This window comes from Nostoc sp., from assembly GCF_036917515.1.
Lineage (GTDB): Bacteria > Cyanobacteriota > Cyanobacteriia > Cyanobacteriales > Nostocaceae > Nostoc.
In genome coordinates, this window is the sequence record NZ_JBALDE010000201.1 from 20586 (window position 1) to 37768 (window position 17183).

General features: G+C 39.7%; 10 protein-coding genes. 6 read left to right on the forward strand and 4 right to left on the reverse strand.

The annotated features are described in order from the left end of the window. Positions 1 to 6: 6 nt before the first annotated feature. On the reverse strand, positions 7 to 681 hold the full coding sequence (locus V7K89_RS26495; protein ID WP_335192509.1) for a response regulator transcription factor: 675 nt from the start codon (positions 679 to 681) through the stop codon (positions 7 to 9). 77 nt (positions 682 to 758) lie between these two features. Then, a complete protein-coding gene (locus V7K89_RS26500; RefSeq protein WP_335192511.1) occupies positions 759 to 1835 on the reverse strand; it encodes a sensor histidine kinase in 1077 nt (358 codons plus the stop codon). A 71-nt stretch (positions 1836 to 1906) separates the two neighbouring features. Between V7K89_RS26500 and V7K89_RS26505 the strand changes: the two genes are divergently transcribed. Next, positions 1907 to 2620 carry a CHAT domain-containing protein gene (locus V7K89_RS26505; protein ID WP_335192513.1) on the forward strand — a complete coding sequence of 238 codons (714 nt, stop codon included), beginning with the start codon at positions 1907 to 1909 and terminating at the stop codon, positions 2618 to 2620. A 22-nt stretch (positions 2621 to 2642) separates the two neighbouring features. Here the strand turns inward: V7K89_RS26505 and V7K89_RS26510 are convergent, their stop codons facing one another. Beyond that, the gene (locus V7K89_RS26510; protein WP_335192515.1) at positions 2643 to 6251 is read right to left on the reverse strand and encodes a LamG-like jellyroll fold domain-containing protein; all 3609 of its coding nucleotides are present in this window, start codon (positions 6249 to 6251) and stop codon (positions 2643 to 2645) included. 909 nt (positions 6252 to 7160) lie between these two features. Between V7K89_RS26510 and V7K89_RS26515 the strand changes: the two genes are divergently transcribed. The 5 genes from V7K89_RS26515 (at position 7161) to V7K89_RS26535 (ending at position 15472) form a co-directional block, all read left to right on the forward strand. Next, the gene (locus tag V7K89_RS26515) at positions 7161 to 8546 is read left to right on the forward strand and encodes a pentapeptide repeat-containing protein (protein ID WP_335192517.1); all 1386 of its coding nucleotides are present in this window, start codon (positions 7161 to 7163) and stop codon (positions 8544 to 8546) included. Between the two features lie 457 nt (positions 8547 to 9003). Further along, a complete protein-coding gene (gene kdpA, locus V7K89_RS26520; RefSeq protein WP_335192519.1) occupies positions 9004 to 10689 on the forward strand; it encodes a potassium-transporting ATPase subunit KdpA in 1686 nt (561 codons plus the stop codon). A gap of 535 nt (positions 10690 to 11224) precedes the next feature. Further along, the gene (kdpB, locus tag V7K89_RS26525; RefSeq protein WP_335192521.1) at positions 11225 to 13330 is read left to right on the forward strand and encodes a potassium-transporting ATPase subunit KdpB; all 2106 of its coding nucleotides are present in this window, start codon (positions 11225 to 11227) and stop codon (positions 13328 to 13330) included. 330 nt (positions 13331 to 13660) lie between these two features. Further along, positions 13661 to 14251: a K(+)-transporting ATPase subunit C gene (kdpC, locus tag V7K89_RS26530; protein WP_335192523.1), complete on the forward strand. Its 591-nt coding sequence runs from the start codon at positions 13661 to 13663 to the stop codon at positions 14249 to 14251. 63 nt (positions 14252 to 14314) lie between these two features. Continuing rightward, complete coding sequence (locus V7K89_RS26535) at positions 14315 to 15472, forward strand: universal stress protein (RefSeq protein ID WP_335192525.1); 1158 nt, start codon at positions 14315 to 14317, stop codon at positions 15470 to 15472. A gap of 4 nt (positions 15473 to 15476) precedes the next feature. Here the strand turns inward: V7K89_RS26535 and V7K89_RS26540 are convergent, their stop codons facing one another. Continuing rightward, a complete protein-coding gene (locus V7K89_RS26540) occupies positions 15477 to 16973 on the reverse strand; it encodes a carotenoid oxygenase family protein (protein WP_335192527.1) in 1497 nt (498 codons plus the stop codon). Positions 16974 to 17183: the final 210 nt, after the last annotated feature.

Here is a 17183-nt window from a genome sequence, read left to right on the forward strand (position 1 = left end):
ATCAATCTAATTAATCAACAATTCTGGTGCTACCAATCCTTTTTGGATAGCTAAGACTGCGGCTTGAGTGCGATCGCGTACTTCTAGTTTCTGTAAAATAGCATGGACATGAACCCGCACTGTACCAGGGGCAATGTAGAGAATTTTAGCAATTTCTTGATTGCTTTTGCCAGCTGCTACCAGTGCCAAAATTTCTTGCTCCCGCTTCGTTAAAGGATTTTCTAAAGATTCCTCAGTTTTTGCAGACTGCACCGCCATCGAATTGCCCTCAAAAGCGGCTCTAATTTCAGTTGTTGCCGTTTGATCCCACCAAGAAGCGCCCGCAGCAACCGATCGCACTGCCAATATCAAAGACTCAGCCGGAATACCTTTAAGGCAGTAACCTTGCGCCCCGGCAGCAATTAACCGCGAAATCAGGGGTTTTTCAGAACGAGACGTTAAAACGAGAATTGGTAAATTTGGGTGCTTCTGCTTGATTTGGCGACAAGCCTCAATTCCGCCAATTCCCGGTAAACCTATATCCAGCAACACCAAATCCAGAGGATAGTGATTTACTAATTCTACAGCTTGTTCCCCATCTTCTGCTTCTGCGACAATCTCCAAACTGGTTTCTTGTTGCAACCGCATCCGCAGACCAAGCCGAAACAATTCATCATCTTCAACTAGTAAGATTTTTGTCATTGGTCATTTGTCATTTGTCATTTGTCAGAAATTATTATTCTCTCCTGCTTCCCCTGCTCTTCTGCTCCTCTGCTCCTTCAACTCCCTGGTGGCGGACAAGCTGGGAGTCGGAAACCAAACACTGCGCCGCGTGGTGAGCGATTCTCTGCCCAAATTGTACCCCCATGAGCAGTAATAATTTGCCTAGTCAAATAAAGTCCTAGCCCAGAGCCAGAGACGTGGCGATCACTATTTCCTTGATAAAATCTCTCAAATAAGTGAGGTAACTCTTTTTCGGTAATGCCGGAACCAGTGTCGAGTATTTTTACCACTTGATCGCTAGAATAACCTTCAAATACTACTTCCACTTTACCGCCACGAGGGGTATGGTTAATGCCATTACTTAGGAGATTGCTGAAAACTCGCCCAAGTTGCAAAGAATCGCCATTTACCCAGAGAAAGCTGCGAAAATCTGATTCACCATAGTGCAGAGAAATATAAACCTGACGTGTTTTCGCTAGTTCAGTCAGGGTTGCAACGATCTCCTCCGCTACTATCACCAAGTTAACTGGTGATATCTGTAGTTTCAGTCCTTCGGCATCATTGCGGTACACATCTAAAAGTGTTTGGACTAGTTGCAGTGTACTGCCATGACTACGAGCCATTGTTTGTAATACTTTTGCCTGCATGGGCGTGATTTCACCAAATTGCTCATTTTGAAAATATTTCAGCGTTTCAATTGCTCCTAATAGGGGTGTTTTTAAATCATGCGTTAGGGTAGAAACAAAATCTTCACGCATGATAGCTAGTTGTTCTTGGGAGCGTAATTGTGCTTGAGTATAAGCGATCGCTTCTTCATTGCGGTGGTTGCGATCGCTTAACCAACCTGTTACTAACAACGCTAATACTGCAATCAACCTATTTGCCAACGTTGGAGAATTAATCATTTCTCCTCCGGGGACAAACAAATTCAACAATGTTAATCCTGTTGCTGCAAGAGTGATCCCCAAAACTGCTCCCCGATTCAATCGAGAATCTGCTAACAAAATCGTCCCTGTGTAGAGATAGCCAAATACGTATTCAGGAGGTGTCAAATATTCCAGTATGATTACGATCGCAAAGGCGATCGCTATTAGCCCATAGGTCTTTCCCCGCTCATTTATAGCCTCTTTCATAGTCAATAATCGATTTAAGATAGTCATTTATGCCTAATAGTTTCTTTAAGTATGGAGAGTAGTGATTTCTTATGTCTCAGTCAGATTCACCTTCGGCACAGAATATCTTCAACATTTCAGACAGTTCAATTACCAACCTGACTGGTTCTGGTTCAATTCATTACAACAAGGAAATTCAGGGGGCACAAACCCAAAATTCTCCGGCTGCAAGTCAGGCATCGACGGCAAAAACTATCTTATTTTTAGCAGCCAATCCCAAAGATACATATAGACTACGCCTAGATGAGGAAATGCGAGAAATTGAGGCTGGGTTACAAAGGGCTAAACGGCGGGATCAATTTGTACTACAGCAGAGATGGGCTGTGCGGACTAGAGATATCCAGCGTGCTTTGCTAGACTTCAAACCTCAGATTGTTCATTTTTCTGGACATGGGGGAGGAGAGGAAGGCTTGTTACTAGAGGATGAAACTGGAACAAGTAAGTTGGTAAATACAGAAGCTTTGGCGGGGTTGTTTGAATTGTTCTCAGAGTGTTTGGAATGCGTTGTACTGAATGCCTGCTATTCAAAGGTGCAAACAGAGGCAATTGTGCGCCACATCCCTTATGTAATTGGCATGAGTCAAGCTATTGGTGACAAAGCGGCAATTGAATTTGCTGTAGGTTTTTATGATGCTTTAGGTGCGGGAGAATCTATTGAGTTTGCTTACAAGTTAGGCTGTAATAATATCCACATGGCAGGAATTCCAGAACATTTAACGCCAGTTTTAAAAAACAAATCAACCTGAGCAATGTGGATTTGATCTGAGATCACTGAGTTATTGAGGGACTTGATCCTGCAACTTCTTCCTCACTAGTATTTTCTTGGTTGGTGTTTGTATTTGTGTCCTCAGTCAGTTTGGGTGGTTCAGGAAACCAAGTTGCGCCATGAATCTTACCAGGCTTGCTGTTGGGTACGAGGTTACATACCTCTTGGTTGTTCTTGCCGCCATCGTCGAGTCGCCAGTAACCAACTAAGCCTTCCTCATCACCCTCCAAACGTCGAGACATATTTGCTTTAATCTCATCTTGAGTACGGGTTACTTTCCAGAGTCTGACATCAGCGATCGCTACATCATAATATTCAGTTTCTTCATCTTGCTTTTTACCAATGAATAAATTCGCTAGAGAATTATCAATTGAACCTGCAAACAATCCTATAATTTTGTTTTGCCCTTCAAAAACAATGGCATTAGATTTGCCTTCAACTATGCTATCTTGGCGTATGCCATCAACATATATTGCAATTTCTTGTGATATATTGTCCCAGGTAAATGCGATATGATGCCATACGCGATCAACAGGGGCATTCTCTTTGGAATAAACAATAGTTTTTTCTGAAACGTCGTGCAGAGCAACGCGAATTTTTCCATTATGCCAGGATAAAGAGTAGCCCTTCTCTACATTGCCAGAATCTTCGTTGACATTGCCACCCCGACTCAAAATTAGACAATTGCCAAATTTGTGTTTCACCCATGCTTCAACAGTAATTGCTTTCGGAGTATTCAATTCATCACCAGAGCCACAATCGACATGAGCGCTACTCTCGTTAAATTTCAACCCAAATGGTAAAGGTAAACCGGGATACTGAGAAGCTCTTAGCCTATTTGTTCTATATACTACACCATATTTACCTTGATTAGTAGCGAGGTCGTAATAGGGCTTCAACCATTTTCCCCCACGAACTACCCCATCACTATAACTATCGTTGCGTGCAAGATTTTTGGCAGTATATTCCTCGTTTTCGTCAAGTCGCCAGTAACCAACTAATCCTTGCTCATCTTCTTGTAATTTTTTATACATAAAATTTTCAATATCATTTTTTGTACGGGCTATTTTCCAGACACGGACTTCTGCAATAGCACCATTGAAATGAAATCCATAGCCCTCAGCGCGACCAATATTTAAGTTTACCTGGAATTCTTCAATAGGCTCATCAGAAAGCTTCTTTGCTAGGTCTCCTGAAATTAGAGTAGTGTCTTGTTTTATTCCATCAACATATATTTCAATATTTTCTGTTGAGTTTCTAGACCACGTACATGCAATATGATACCAATTGTCTAACTTCAAGTTTGAAGTTTTAGTATTTTCTTCAGGTTGAACAAAGACTTTTTGAGTGTCAACCAAAATATGATTCTTATTTTGTAGCTCTACACGGATTTTCTTATCGTTAATCCATAGGCAATACCCATGTTTATCCCAACTACCACCTTGGTTAACAATAATCCCATTGTTTAAATCGCTTTTTTTAACCCATGCTTCAATGGTAATTGCATCTTCAATCTTAAATTTTTCATCTTTACCACAATCGATGAAATCACTTTTACCATTTAACTGCAACCCATATCCCAATCTGTCTTTTTTAAAATCATTTGAGTTGTCTTCTTCATTTTTAGTAGCTTTCAAAAGATTGTATACTTTATAACTTTTATCTTCTTCAAAACGCCAGTAACCCCTCAACTCTGTTTGATCATATTTACTCAAACGCCGATACATATTATCCTGGATTTGCTTCTGATTGCGAACTACTCCCCATATCCGAAATTCAGCCATGAAACCAGTAAAATAATCAGCTTTTCCCGAACCAAGATGTAAGTTATCATTCATGGTAGAAAGGTGAATTGATGTGCTGCTAAGTGGTTCTTCCTCTCCATCAAGATATATCTTTAGCGTAAATCGAACAGGAGACTGCTGATTGTCTTTAACTTTTTCTTGTTCTAATATAAGTGCAACATGATGCCAACAATTGTCAATTAAAACAGCTTTTATAGTATAAACTTGGCTTTCCGGCACATTGACCCAAATTTTTCCTACCCGCCAAGAAACAGAAAAATCTGAACCCTGGCTGAATATTGTTCCGTCACCAGACATGGAATTACGATTGATCCATGCCTCAAATGTTATTCCTTCAGCGATGCTTAAATTAAGATCACCTAAATCAACATCACTACTTTCTCCATCAAACTCAAGTGCAGATGGTAAAGGTGGATAATTCAATTGTTCAGAGGTTACTACAAAATCTTCAATAAAGCTGGCTAATTTAGAATTACTAAAACTTTTTTTCTTTAAATCTTCGATTATTCTGCATATTCTGATCCCTTGTTGGGAAGTAAATCTTAGGTTTTCTTGGTTATAGTTGTTTTGTGGTTCAGCCGGGATCGCTGCATGGTGGAGTCCTACTAACTCCCACCGTGCATTAAATACAGGACTACCAGAAGAACCGTAATCTGAATCAGTTTCATACCTCAAAAAATTTTTATAAAGACCATTATAAATCACGTTATTGCTAGCCATCTGTTTTGGTTTACCTTTAGGATGCTGAACAATAATTACTGAATCACCTCTAGTATAATTTAATTCACAATTTTTTAAATCTAACTTTTCTAAACTATTTTTTAATTTATCTAATTCCTCTTTAGTCGCTTTAATATTTTCAGAATTTTCCTGAGAACGCCAAATCACAAGAGTTGAATAATCAGCTATTTTGTCTATTTTAATGGTGTAGCCTGCTAACTCTAGCTCTGTTATTCTATCTTGAACTAACTTATTCATATCTCCATTGATTTTAAGATAAGGTACACCTCCAGGAGCAATATTTTCATCATCTTCGATTACTTGAATCCAATTAAAGCTAAATCCGGCTTGTCGCGTAAACATACCAGATTGCAATTGCACAAGTGTATAGTCTAAACTGGGATCGGTAACAAACAGTATTTTTGGTTTCAAACTATAATCTATCGAAGATTGAATGCGACCTTGATCGTCTCTAATATAGTTAAACTGTGCAACACACTGTTCAGCAGTTTTTTGATCGGGAATAACATGATTATTAGTTAGTAAATGTGTACCACCAACCAAAAAACCTGTACCAATTGGAATTGGATTTATTTTTGCCAGCACAGCTTCAGAAATATTTTCCAGCAATTCTAATGGTTGAGAACTATTCTCAAAACTTTTATTAATTTCATTGGCAACGTGGTCAGGAATTGAGAATATTTCTTTTACTTTGGCTGGAGAATTAAAATTGCTAATATTACCGCTCTTAATAACTTCTTCTTGAACTTCTGTGATAATTTTTTTTAATTCCTTAAGAGAAAAATACCTGGCAATTCGGCATACTGCTATACTTTGTTTAGCTCCGGTTTGTAGAAGAGATATTGGTAGAAAATCTGCCTTATCAATTACGACACTAACTAAAGAGTGTTGTTCTGATAATAACCTTTCTCTACTAAGGAGAATAATCTTATCTATATTTTCAGAATCGGGAGGATTAGAACTACTTAGAGTCCCAATGTCTGATACTTTAAAATTAAATATTTTTGGAAAATCGCCATGTTTTAGCCAATATTCTTTTAATTTTTGATAAGGTTTAGAAAACATACTTTATAAATTCCTTAATTTATTTAGTTTATAATATTTTAAAATAATATAATATTAGCTATTATAGGTTACTCCTAGCAAAGTAAAAAATTACCTAATTTTTAAGTAATTTTTACAAATTGAAAGTTTTTCATGATGAAGATTATGAGTGTAGCGAGCAAAAGTTTACTGATAGGCATCGCTCAAATCTCTATGATTATAGTAACTTGCAGCTTGGGAGTCATGTTTTTCTCTTGTTAAAGTTAATAATTCTTATAAACTAGTCAATATTTATTAGCTAAAAAACTATTAGAAATGCAAATTAAGCGGCAGCAACTTGATCAAGCAAAACTGATACGAGGTCAATATTTTGTCCCAGAATTTTTACAATTAGACTTACAAGAGGTAATTGCAGGTCAGACAGTTTTTTTCCAGATGGTATTAATACTGCTAATTGCACTGCTTTGTCTCATGACAGGTATGTTTGCAGGATTTGTGGGATGTTTCACTAGCTTAAACATCATCGCCGGAAGTTTTAAGGTTAGTTGGGCTTTTTTAGCTGGATTATTAGTTATAATTTCTCCAATAAAAGTTGCACTTTATCAAAATACAATTAAAAGTTTACTCACAATAGTTTTTAGCTTTTGCATAATACTAATAATCTTTAATTTTCTAAATAGTATAAGTCTGATAAAACTCTCTTCTGGATTTTTAGAAACGACTATAGTGGTTATATTATTCCTTTTGCCTATCACTAGTACTTGCTTCTTTACTATTCGCTTCATTCTGGCACTGACAGATATTTTATTTACTTACTGTAAATTTATAAAAATTCTTGAGATTAGCTCTATAACTCTATTAACAGTTTTTGGATCGTTTTTTGCAATTTCTGGTGAACTTAAAACAAGTGACTCAGCATTTAGGGAAGTTTTGCAAACATCCACTCAAATAAAGACGGTGATTATTGTTAGTGGCGCTGTCTATGGTCTAATCTTGGGGCTATGCGGCTGGTTATCGAACCAATTGTGCGGTACACCTTGGAATTATCCTGGGTTGCTAAGGTCGTGGGTACTTACCCTTGGATCTTGGGGTGGTACATCTTTTCATGACCTAGACCTTAGTGGAGTTAACTTTAGGAATGCCAAGTTAGCCAACACAGACTTACGAGCGAGAAAACTTTACCGTACCTGTTTCCAAGGTGTTACCGGACTGGAACGTGCCAAAGTCGATAGTCGATATTTAGATTTAGAAATACCCAAAGTGCAAAAACTCCTAACTCACGCTTGTTCTGAAGATCCAGACTTTAGTAATTTGAACTTACGTGGTGCTTATCTAAAAGAGGCAGACTTGCGACACATGAAGTTTATAGATGCAGATTTAACTGGATCTGACTTGCAAAGTGCAGACCTGCGTGGTAGCATTCTGGCTAATGCCCAAGTGATTGATGTTGACTTTACAAATGCTAATTTAACAGGAATTTGTATTCAAAATTGGAACGTCAACAGCCAAACTTGTTTTACTAACGTTGAGTGTGATTATATCTACCGCAAATTAGATGAAAAAGGTGAACCAATTGATCGCCATCCATTAGACCGCAACTTTGAACCAAGAGAATTTGAATCCCTATATCAAGAAGTCGGGAATATCGTTGAATTAGTGTTCAAAGAAGGTGTGAATTGGCGTGCTTTCGCTTTCAGTTTACAAAAACTTGAGTTAGAAGATGAAAGTTTAGGGCTAGAACTCAAAGGAATTGAGAAAAAAGGTGATCTTTGGATTGCTAAGGTAACTCACAATGAAAATATTTCTTATGCAGAGGTGGAGAAACGACTCAATGATTCCTACGAAGAGTTAAAGCAACGACTCTCTACTAAAGAACAGCAAATCAATAGTTTACTAGGAATTGCCAGCACCCAAGCAGAAACTATTAAAGAATTTAGTAAACGTCCATTTGGTAACAGTTTTGTTATTAATGGGAGTACGATTACTAACTTAACTGGCTCTGGGCAAATTGAATATAATGAAGCCGCAGAGCAAGTTCGTAGTATTGTTGTCAATGGTTCTGAACCAGTACAAGTCTCGAATATTGTGCAGCATTTTTTAGCTCGACTTCAAGGGCAAAGCGTTGCCACTACAGCAAGCGCTCAGGCGGAACTGATTAAACAATTGCTTTTGAATGAAGCCGAAAAAGATTCAGTTTTTAAGCAGCTTTTAGTTTTGCAAAGTCAGCAAATTATTGATAGTCTTCCAGAAGGGGCTATTGTGACTGCTATGAAACAAGCGATCGCTCAACTACAAAGAAGTAGTACCAATTCGTAATTATTGATAAAATAGCCGTGTCTTAGGCCCTCATGTCATGTTTAATGATTTTTAGCAAAAATGTTCAATATGCAATAGAATTCTTTTCTCACCTCAGTTATGGATAGAGTTAAGTATCAGCAATAGTGTAATTTTATACTAGATTTTTTGTATGATTGAATAAAATTCTCTTCGATATTTATATTCTTTGAAAGTAGCAAACTTTGAAAATGTATTGTATAAACAAATAATCCTAACTAGTGAGATAGATGAATTAAAATTAAAAATTAAATATTTTTAACAATAACTTTAATAAGTATCTGGAAAATAGTAATAACTGAAAAGAGCAAATCCAGATTTAAAAATGGCGGTGATATGAGATATTACTAAATCCCTTGAAATCAAATACTCTTACAGTTAATCTATTATTTTTAAGAATTGGCTTGCTACTACTGAAATTTAATTTAGCACAAAATATATGGGACAAGGTTTTTTGCAAATTGGCTTAACGCTGTGTATTGTCATAGCAATCACTCCACTATTCGGAAGATACATAGCGTCTGTTTTTTTGGGAGAAAAAACACTGCTTGATTTTTTAATGAACCCTATAGAGCGAAGTATGTTCGTACTTGCGGGTGTTCGCAGAAAAGATGACATGACGGGTTGGCAGTATATCCGGGCCATAATCTTTTGCAACACGATTATGGCTATTACAGTGTATTTTCTGATATATTTTCAGAGACTCTTACCCTGGAATCCAAACGGCTTCGGTGCTATCAGTTGGGATGTATTGCTACATACAACGATTTCATTTGTAACAAATACCGACCAACAACACTATGATGGTGAGACAACCTTAAGCTATTTTAGCCAAATAGCGGCTTTAGGCTTTTTGATGTTTACCTCGGCAGCCACTGGATTAGCTGTGGGAATTGCTTTTATTCGTGGGTTGACGGGTAGAAGACTAGGAAATTTTTACGTCGATCTCGTCCGTGGAATTACGCGAATATTGCTGCCAATTTCGATTATTGGAGCGATCGCTTTGCTGGTAGCAGGTGTACCACAAACATTAGCTGGAACTATGGATGTGCAAACCTTAGAAGGTGGGACGCAATATCTGGCCAGAGGCCCAGTAGCATCCTTTGAAATGATCAAACTTTTGGGCGAGAACGGCGGTGGATTTTTTGGCGTCAACTCAGCACATCCCTTTGAAAATCCCAATGGTGCTTCTAATTTGATAGAAATGCTCGCCATGATTTCTATACCAGCAGCTTTAATTTATACCTACGGTATATTTGCTAATAACATCAAACAAGCTTGGCTACTTTTTTGGATGGTGTTTGTGATTTTTGTTATTCTGGTGGGAGTTACAGCTGTGGGAGAACTGCAAGGTAATCCCCTAGTTAATACTGCCTTTGGATTAGAACAGTCCAATTTAGAGGGGAAAGAAGTTCGATTTGGTTGGGCACAAACAGCATTTTGGGCAGTGATGACTACTGCTACTATGTCTGGTGCTGTGAACGGAATGCACGATTCTCTAATGCCGCAAGGAATATTTTCGACTCTCTTTAACTTATTTATCCAGGTTATCTGGGGTGGTCAGGGAACTGGAACAGCTTACTTATTTATTTACTTAATTCTCACAGTCTTCTTAACTGGACTCATGGCAGGACGTACTCCAGAGTTTTTCGGACGCAAAATTGAAAAGCGGGAAATCGTTCTCGCCAGTGTAGTGCTGTTGATTCACCCAATTCTAGTTTTGATTCCCAGTGCAATCGCTTTGGCTTATCCCATCTCCCTATCTGGAATTAGCAACTCTGGCTATCACGGTATTTCTCAAGTAGTTTATGAATATGCCTCAGCAGCAGCAAATAATGGTTCGGGCTTAGAGGGCTTGGGAGATAACACCCTGTGGTGGAACTTGAGTACTTTAGTTAGCCTAATCGGAGGACGCTACATTCCGATGATTGCTATCCTGCTGCTAGCTGACGGGATGTCTCGCAAACAACCAGTACAAGAAACCCCTGCTACCCTGAGAACTGATTCTTTGGTATTTACTGGGATCGCGGCTGGAGTAACGCTGGTTTTGGGAGTATTAACTTTCTTTCCCGTTCTGGCTTTAGGCCCCATAGCAGAAGGTTTAAAACTAGCATCTGGCAGTTAAAAAAGTTATGAGTTATAAGTTTGAAATTAAGAAGATATCAAAAAGTAATTCAGGAGGCAGGAGAAAGGAGTAACCCAGACTTAAAAGTGTGAGATTCAAGCAAGAAAAGTTATATAGCTGTAGTCAGATATGTTAGGACAGTGCTGATTGCTCAAAGCTTGGAAGCAACTAGTACCGCAAGGCGGAAGTCAAAAGTCAAAAGGTTTTAATTTTGGGCTTTCTGGCTGTTTTGAATGGTAGGTTTATCTTTGCCAACCTGTACTAGGTTTATACTCAGCACTGGCTCAACGCCTCGCTAACAGCACTCAGTTATATCTTGCACTACACGTCTCGTATCAGTATCTTATTTTTTAACTGGGTAATTACTTAGAAATAAAGTTTTCATTCATACTTCTTTACTCCTGGCTCCTGCCGTTATTTTAAAAATTATCCGGTTTCGTAGGATGCGTTACTAATGCATCCTACAGGTTGGATATTTTTTTATTAGAAGTTCCTATAACTCCTAACTCCTAACTTCTCACTGCTAACTTTATTTATGAATCAAGTGGCAACTAACTTCAAAGCTAGACGCCCAAGTTCTCGTTCTGGCGATCGCCGCCAAAAACGTAAAAAAACCAGGGCAAATAATAAGTGGCTGTACTTAAGAGCAATTAAAGATGCTTTTGTCAAGCTCAACCCCAAGTATGCAATCAAAAATCCAGTAATCTTTGTAGTTTGGGTAGGGACAATCATCATCCTATTGCTAACCATCGATCCCAACCTATTTGGGCCTGCCCTGCAAAAGAACCCGCAAGTTTTCAACGCCTTATTGTCGGGGATTTTATTCTTTACAGTTTGGTTTGCCAATTTTGCCGAAGCAGTAGCAGAAGGACGGGGTAAAGCCCAAGCTGATGCCTTGCGGTTAACAAAGTTAGAGGCGATCGCTAAAAAACTTGCTGCTGATGGCACAATTAGTGAAGTTTCATCCACCAGTCTCAAACAGGGCGATACCATCTACGTCATTGCTGGTGATATCATCCCCGCCGATGGCGAAGTAATCATGGGTGTTGCCTCAGTGGATGAATCAGCAATTACTGGGGAATCTGCACCAGTATTAAAAGAATCAGGCTCCGATGTTGGTAGTTCCGTCACTGGTGGGACGCGGATTATCTCAGATGAACTAATTATCCGGATCACGACTGACCCAGGCAAAGGCTTTATTGACCGAATGATTGCCTTGGTAGAAGGGGCAGAACGCAGCAAAACACCCAATGAAATTGCCCTTACGGTATTGTTAGCAGTTCTTAGCTTAGTGTTTTTGCTAGTTGTAGTAACCTTGCCTGCACTTGCTTACTATGTCAACAGTCCAGTCAGCATCCCAATTTTAATTGCCCTATTAGTAGCGTTAATTCCTACCACTATTGGCGGCTTACTAAGTACCATTGGTATCGCTGGTATGGATCGAGTTGCCCAATTTAACGTTATTGCCACATCAGGACGAGCAGTGGAAGCCTGTGGTGATGTCAACACTTTACTTCTTGACAAGACAGGTACAATTACCCTCGGCAACCGTCTGGCGGAAGAGTTTATTCCTCTCAACGGTCATTCAATGTCAGAAATTATTAATGTTGCCTGGGCAGCTAGTGTCTTTGACAATACGCCAGAAGGTAAATCTATTGTCCGATTGGCAGAAAAATTGGGCGCGCGGTTTGATTTTGACTCCAGTCAGGCAGAAGGAGTCAGTTTTTCTGCTAAAACCCGGATGAGTGGCACGAATTTACCTGGTGGGTATGAGGCCAGAAAGGGAGCAGTAGAAGCTATTAAAGGATTTGTCCGTTCCCGCAACGGACGCGATGTACCAGAATTGGATGCTACCTACGAACGAGTTTCTCGCCTGGGAGGTACACCCCTAGCAGTCAGCCTAGATAACGAAATCTATGGAATTATTTATCTCAAAGATATAGTTAAACCCGGTATCCGCGATCGCTTTGAGCAATTGCGACGGATGGGAGTGCGAACCATCATGCTAACTGGAGACAATCGAATTACCGCTTCTGTCATTGCCAAAGAAGCCGGGGTAGATGACTTCATTGCCGAAGCCACACCAGAAGATAAAATCAGTATCATTAAACAGGAACAAGCAGCAGGTAAACTGGTCGCAATGACAGGAGATGGAACTAACGATGCTCCAGCATTAGCCCAAGCTAACGTCGGTGTGGCAATGAATACAGGAACGCAAGCTGCAAAAGAAGCCGCCAACATGGTCGATTTGGATTCCGATCCCACAAAGCTGCTCGATATCATTGGTATTGGTAAACAATTGTTGATTACTCGCGGAGCATTAACGACATTTTCTATTGCTAATGATATTGCTAAATACTTTGCAATTATCCCAGTGATATTTGTCGCTGCTAACTTGCAAAGCCTGAATATTATGAATTTGACTAGCCCTAAATCTGCTGTACTCTCAGCACTGATTTATAATGCTTTGATTATTCCCGCTTTGATTCCTCTAGCATTAAAGGGTGTCCGGTTTAGACCGCTAAGAGCTAATCAGTTACTCCAACGTAATATCTTAATTTACGGCTTAGGTGGGGTGATTGCACCGTTTATTGCCATTAAATTGATCGATGTACTGGTTACATTTGTGGGCTTGGCTTAAGGATAGCAAAAGTAGAGATGCTGAGAAACGAGCGCATCTTGACCAAAGTAAAATAATAAACATTTTTACTTTTACCTGTTGACAAGGAGAATCAAGAAGAATATGAATAAACATCGTTTTCACTCAGCGCTGCTTTGGCGATATCCTTTGTTTAGTCGCAATGGCATAAACAACATCTACCACTCGCTATTTTTATCCTGCTGTGCTTGAATGTGGTAACTGCCCCAGTTGTTTATGCTGTTGCTACCAGCTATCTTGTAATTTTCTGCTAGGTGGGCAAAAGAATTAAAAATTAAAAATTAAATTCTAGGCACAATTGGAAAACTTTTTATGGCTATTATTCGAGAAACTATCAGAGCAATTTTCATAACTCTGATGCTTTGGTTGTTAACTGGAATCATCTATCCTCTGATAATCCTTGTAGTGGGTCAAGCTTTTTTCCCTTACCAAGCTAATGGCAGCATCAAGTATCAAAATGATGAACCAATTGGTTCGACTTTGATTGGTCAAGTGTTCACATCTGAGCGATATTTCCATTCTCGTCCTAGTACTGTTAGATATAGCCAAGGGAAAAAAGCCAAGCCAACTGGTATATCCGGAGCTAGCAATCTTGCACCAAGCAATCCAGAACTACTAAAGCGGATTTTAGAAGAGGCAGATAAATTGCGAGAGGAAAATCTTCAACCGATAGCTGATATAATTTATACCTCTGGCTCTGGTTTAGACCCGCATATTTCCTTGAAAGCAGCACGGCAGCAATTGACGCGGGTTGCTGGTGCGCGGGGAGTAAAAGAAGATGAGATCCTACGTTTAATTAATAAGTATACTGATGGCAGATTTTTAGGGATTTTTGGCGAACCGGGAGTCAATGTTTTCCGATTGAATTATGCTCTTGACTTTCAAGATATTATTCGTCAGTAAAATCAGTAAATGGGCATGGGGCATTGGCAATAATGGTTTTCCCATGCTATATGAGTGGTATAAATGTCAGATAATATTAATATTGGTTCGGCTGGGAATGCGCCTTTAAATTCTGCAAGTTACTCGCTTTATCCAGCACGACGACGGGGTAAGCATAAAATCTTTATTGGTATGGCTCCTGGAGTAGGCAAAACCTACCGGATGCTGGAAGAAGGACACGCATTCAAACAGGAAGGAATTGATGTTGTCGTTGGGCTTTTGGAAACCCACGCACGCAAGGAGACAGCCCAAAAGGCAGAGGGACTGGAAATTATACCCCGTAAGCGATATCCTCGCGGTGAGTTGACGCTGACGGATATGGATACAGATGCTATCTTAAAGCGATCGCCCCAATTAGTCTTAATCGATGAACTGGCCCATACCAATGTTCCTGGTTCTCCACGCGAAAAGCGCTACGAAGATGTAGAAGTAGTTTTAACAGCCGGGATTGATGTCTACTCGACGATGAATGTCCAACATCTGGAAAGTCTCAACGACCTAGTAGCCAGAATTACAGGTGTGGTAGTCCGCGAGCGCGTTCCTGACAGGATTATGGATGAAGCAGATGAAATAGTGGTAGTGGATGTTACACCAGAAACACTACAAGAACGGCTATTAGAAGGGAAGATTTACGCACCGCCAAAAATCCAACAATCCCTCGATAATTTTTTCCAACGCCGTAACTTGATTGCTTTGCGGGAATTGGCTTTGCGGGAAGTTGCAGACAACGTAGAAGAAAATGCCATCGCCTCTACTCCCAACGGACAATTTTGCAATATTCACGAGCGGGTTTTGGTATGTGTTTCCACCTATCCCAACTCAGTGCAATTGTTACGTCGAGGTGCGAGGCTGGCTAACTACATGAACGCACCGCTTTATACCTTGTTCGTAGCTGATCCAGAACGCTTTCTCACCAAGGAGGAAAGTTTACACATCCACACTTGTGAGAAACTTTGTAAAGAATTTGAAGGTATTTTTCTTCGTGTTACCAACAGTAACATCGCCGATGCGATCGCCCAAGTCGCCGAGAAATATCGGATTACCCAAATTGTAATCGGAGAAAGTCAGCGATCGCGCTGGCAAATGCTCCTCAAAGGCTCTTTGACGCAAAAATTAGTCCGCTTGCTCAAAAATATTGATTTGCATATTATTGCCAGCGAAAAAATGGTTTCATCCAAATAGAAAATCAAATTTCCTCAAAAACTTCAGAAGTAAAGCTTCCATGCAAACCATAGGGGATATGATGCTTGAGATGTAGGCGTGCAATTGTTCCTTTAGAGAAATCACTAGCATCCAAAATTACTAAATCTGAGCGGTGATGAGCAGCATCATAAACCAAAGCCAATATCCAACCATCATCTTCCTTTTCATAACCTGGGCGCGGGACAAAAATCGGTTCACTAACAAAACCACGGGGTGCAGCACTCCAAGATTGTTTTTTAAAAGACTCTAAATCAATTTTCAGCAATGCTTGTAAGGGAGCATTACCAGTTTCCCCATGAGCCGCACCTATATATAGATATCTATAAGGGCGTCCGACATTTGCCGGATGTATGCTGGGAAATTCACAACAGCGGCCATCAATCAATTCCCGCCGGACTGTTTCATTCTTTAAATTCAGATAAAATCGCCAAAGTTGCCCAGGTGAAAGTGCCTCAAAATCAACTTGTCGAAAATCGCTTTCGGGTTCTACTTCTGGGAAAGATTGGTAGCAAATGGAGTCAATCAAAATTTTGTCTTCTACCTCAAAAGCATTAATGTGGTGGAAGACGAAACCCGACTGAGTTTCCAAAATTTTTATCTTTTCTTGCCCTTGTTTCGGGAAGCGGGGAATAATTATAATTTGAGTTGGCTGATTTGGCTGAAATTTAATACATTCTCCCGCCGCACGTATTCCCAAGGCGAAAGGTATGGGATTAAAGGTGACAGGATTTTGAAAGAAGATGCAGTAATTGGGAGTAATGACAAAATCGTGGATGAAACAGAAACCTGGAATATTATGAGCGTGCTGTCTGATAATTTTACCTGCTGGGTTTAGCTCAAAAATAGTAATTGTAGTAGATAATCCTAGCTTAATCGAGAAATTTACTAGGCAAGGTGCGCCCCCATCTTGGTAACAATTGTTTTCCACGCGGGGATGTGCAGCGAAAGCTTCACCTGCTGACAAAGCACCATTAAAATATTCATTTCCCAGCGTTTCAAGAGTATAAGGATCGAGGCGATATGCTTCTGCCGCTTCCCAGAGTGCTAGCAGTTTACCACCCCAATAGATAACATTTGTATTAGCGATATTTTTGAGGTTGAAGTCGAAGATATTAGCTAACCAACCGCCAGGTTTTTGAGTACCAAAAGTACCACGATAGAGAATTTTTCCCGCCTTTTGCTCTGCCAAATAACCAGTTGTGCGGATAAAGCGGTTGCGAAAATGAGCGCGCCCGTTGGTAAAGGTAATTTTGCTAATCATCCCATCCCCATCAAACGGGTGATGAAGAAGTTGCCCATTCACATCCAGCAAACCGGGCCCATTTCTAAACAGTGTACCTTGTAGCTCTCTAGGAATTTGCCCTTCTATATCATCAATCCAATAATCATGCTCTTGGGTAAGAGATTGATATCCTCCTTGCCAGTCTGCACGGGTGTAAGATTTTTCTGTAACTGGGCTTTCTTGACTTTTAGAATGCATATACTTTGTTTCTTCTTGTTATCTTGGACAAAAATATGTAGCTACTCAAAATAATTTTTTTGCAGCTTTACTATGCTAGTTACTACAACGTGAAGGCAACGCACTGGTTCAACTTAGTACAACATTTCATTAATTCTTAGTGAATTAAATCAAGCAAAACTCTGCGCTCCTCTGCGTTTACTTTGGGTTTAAAAACGCTACGATTTTTTG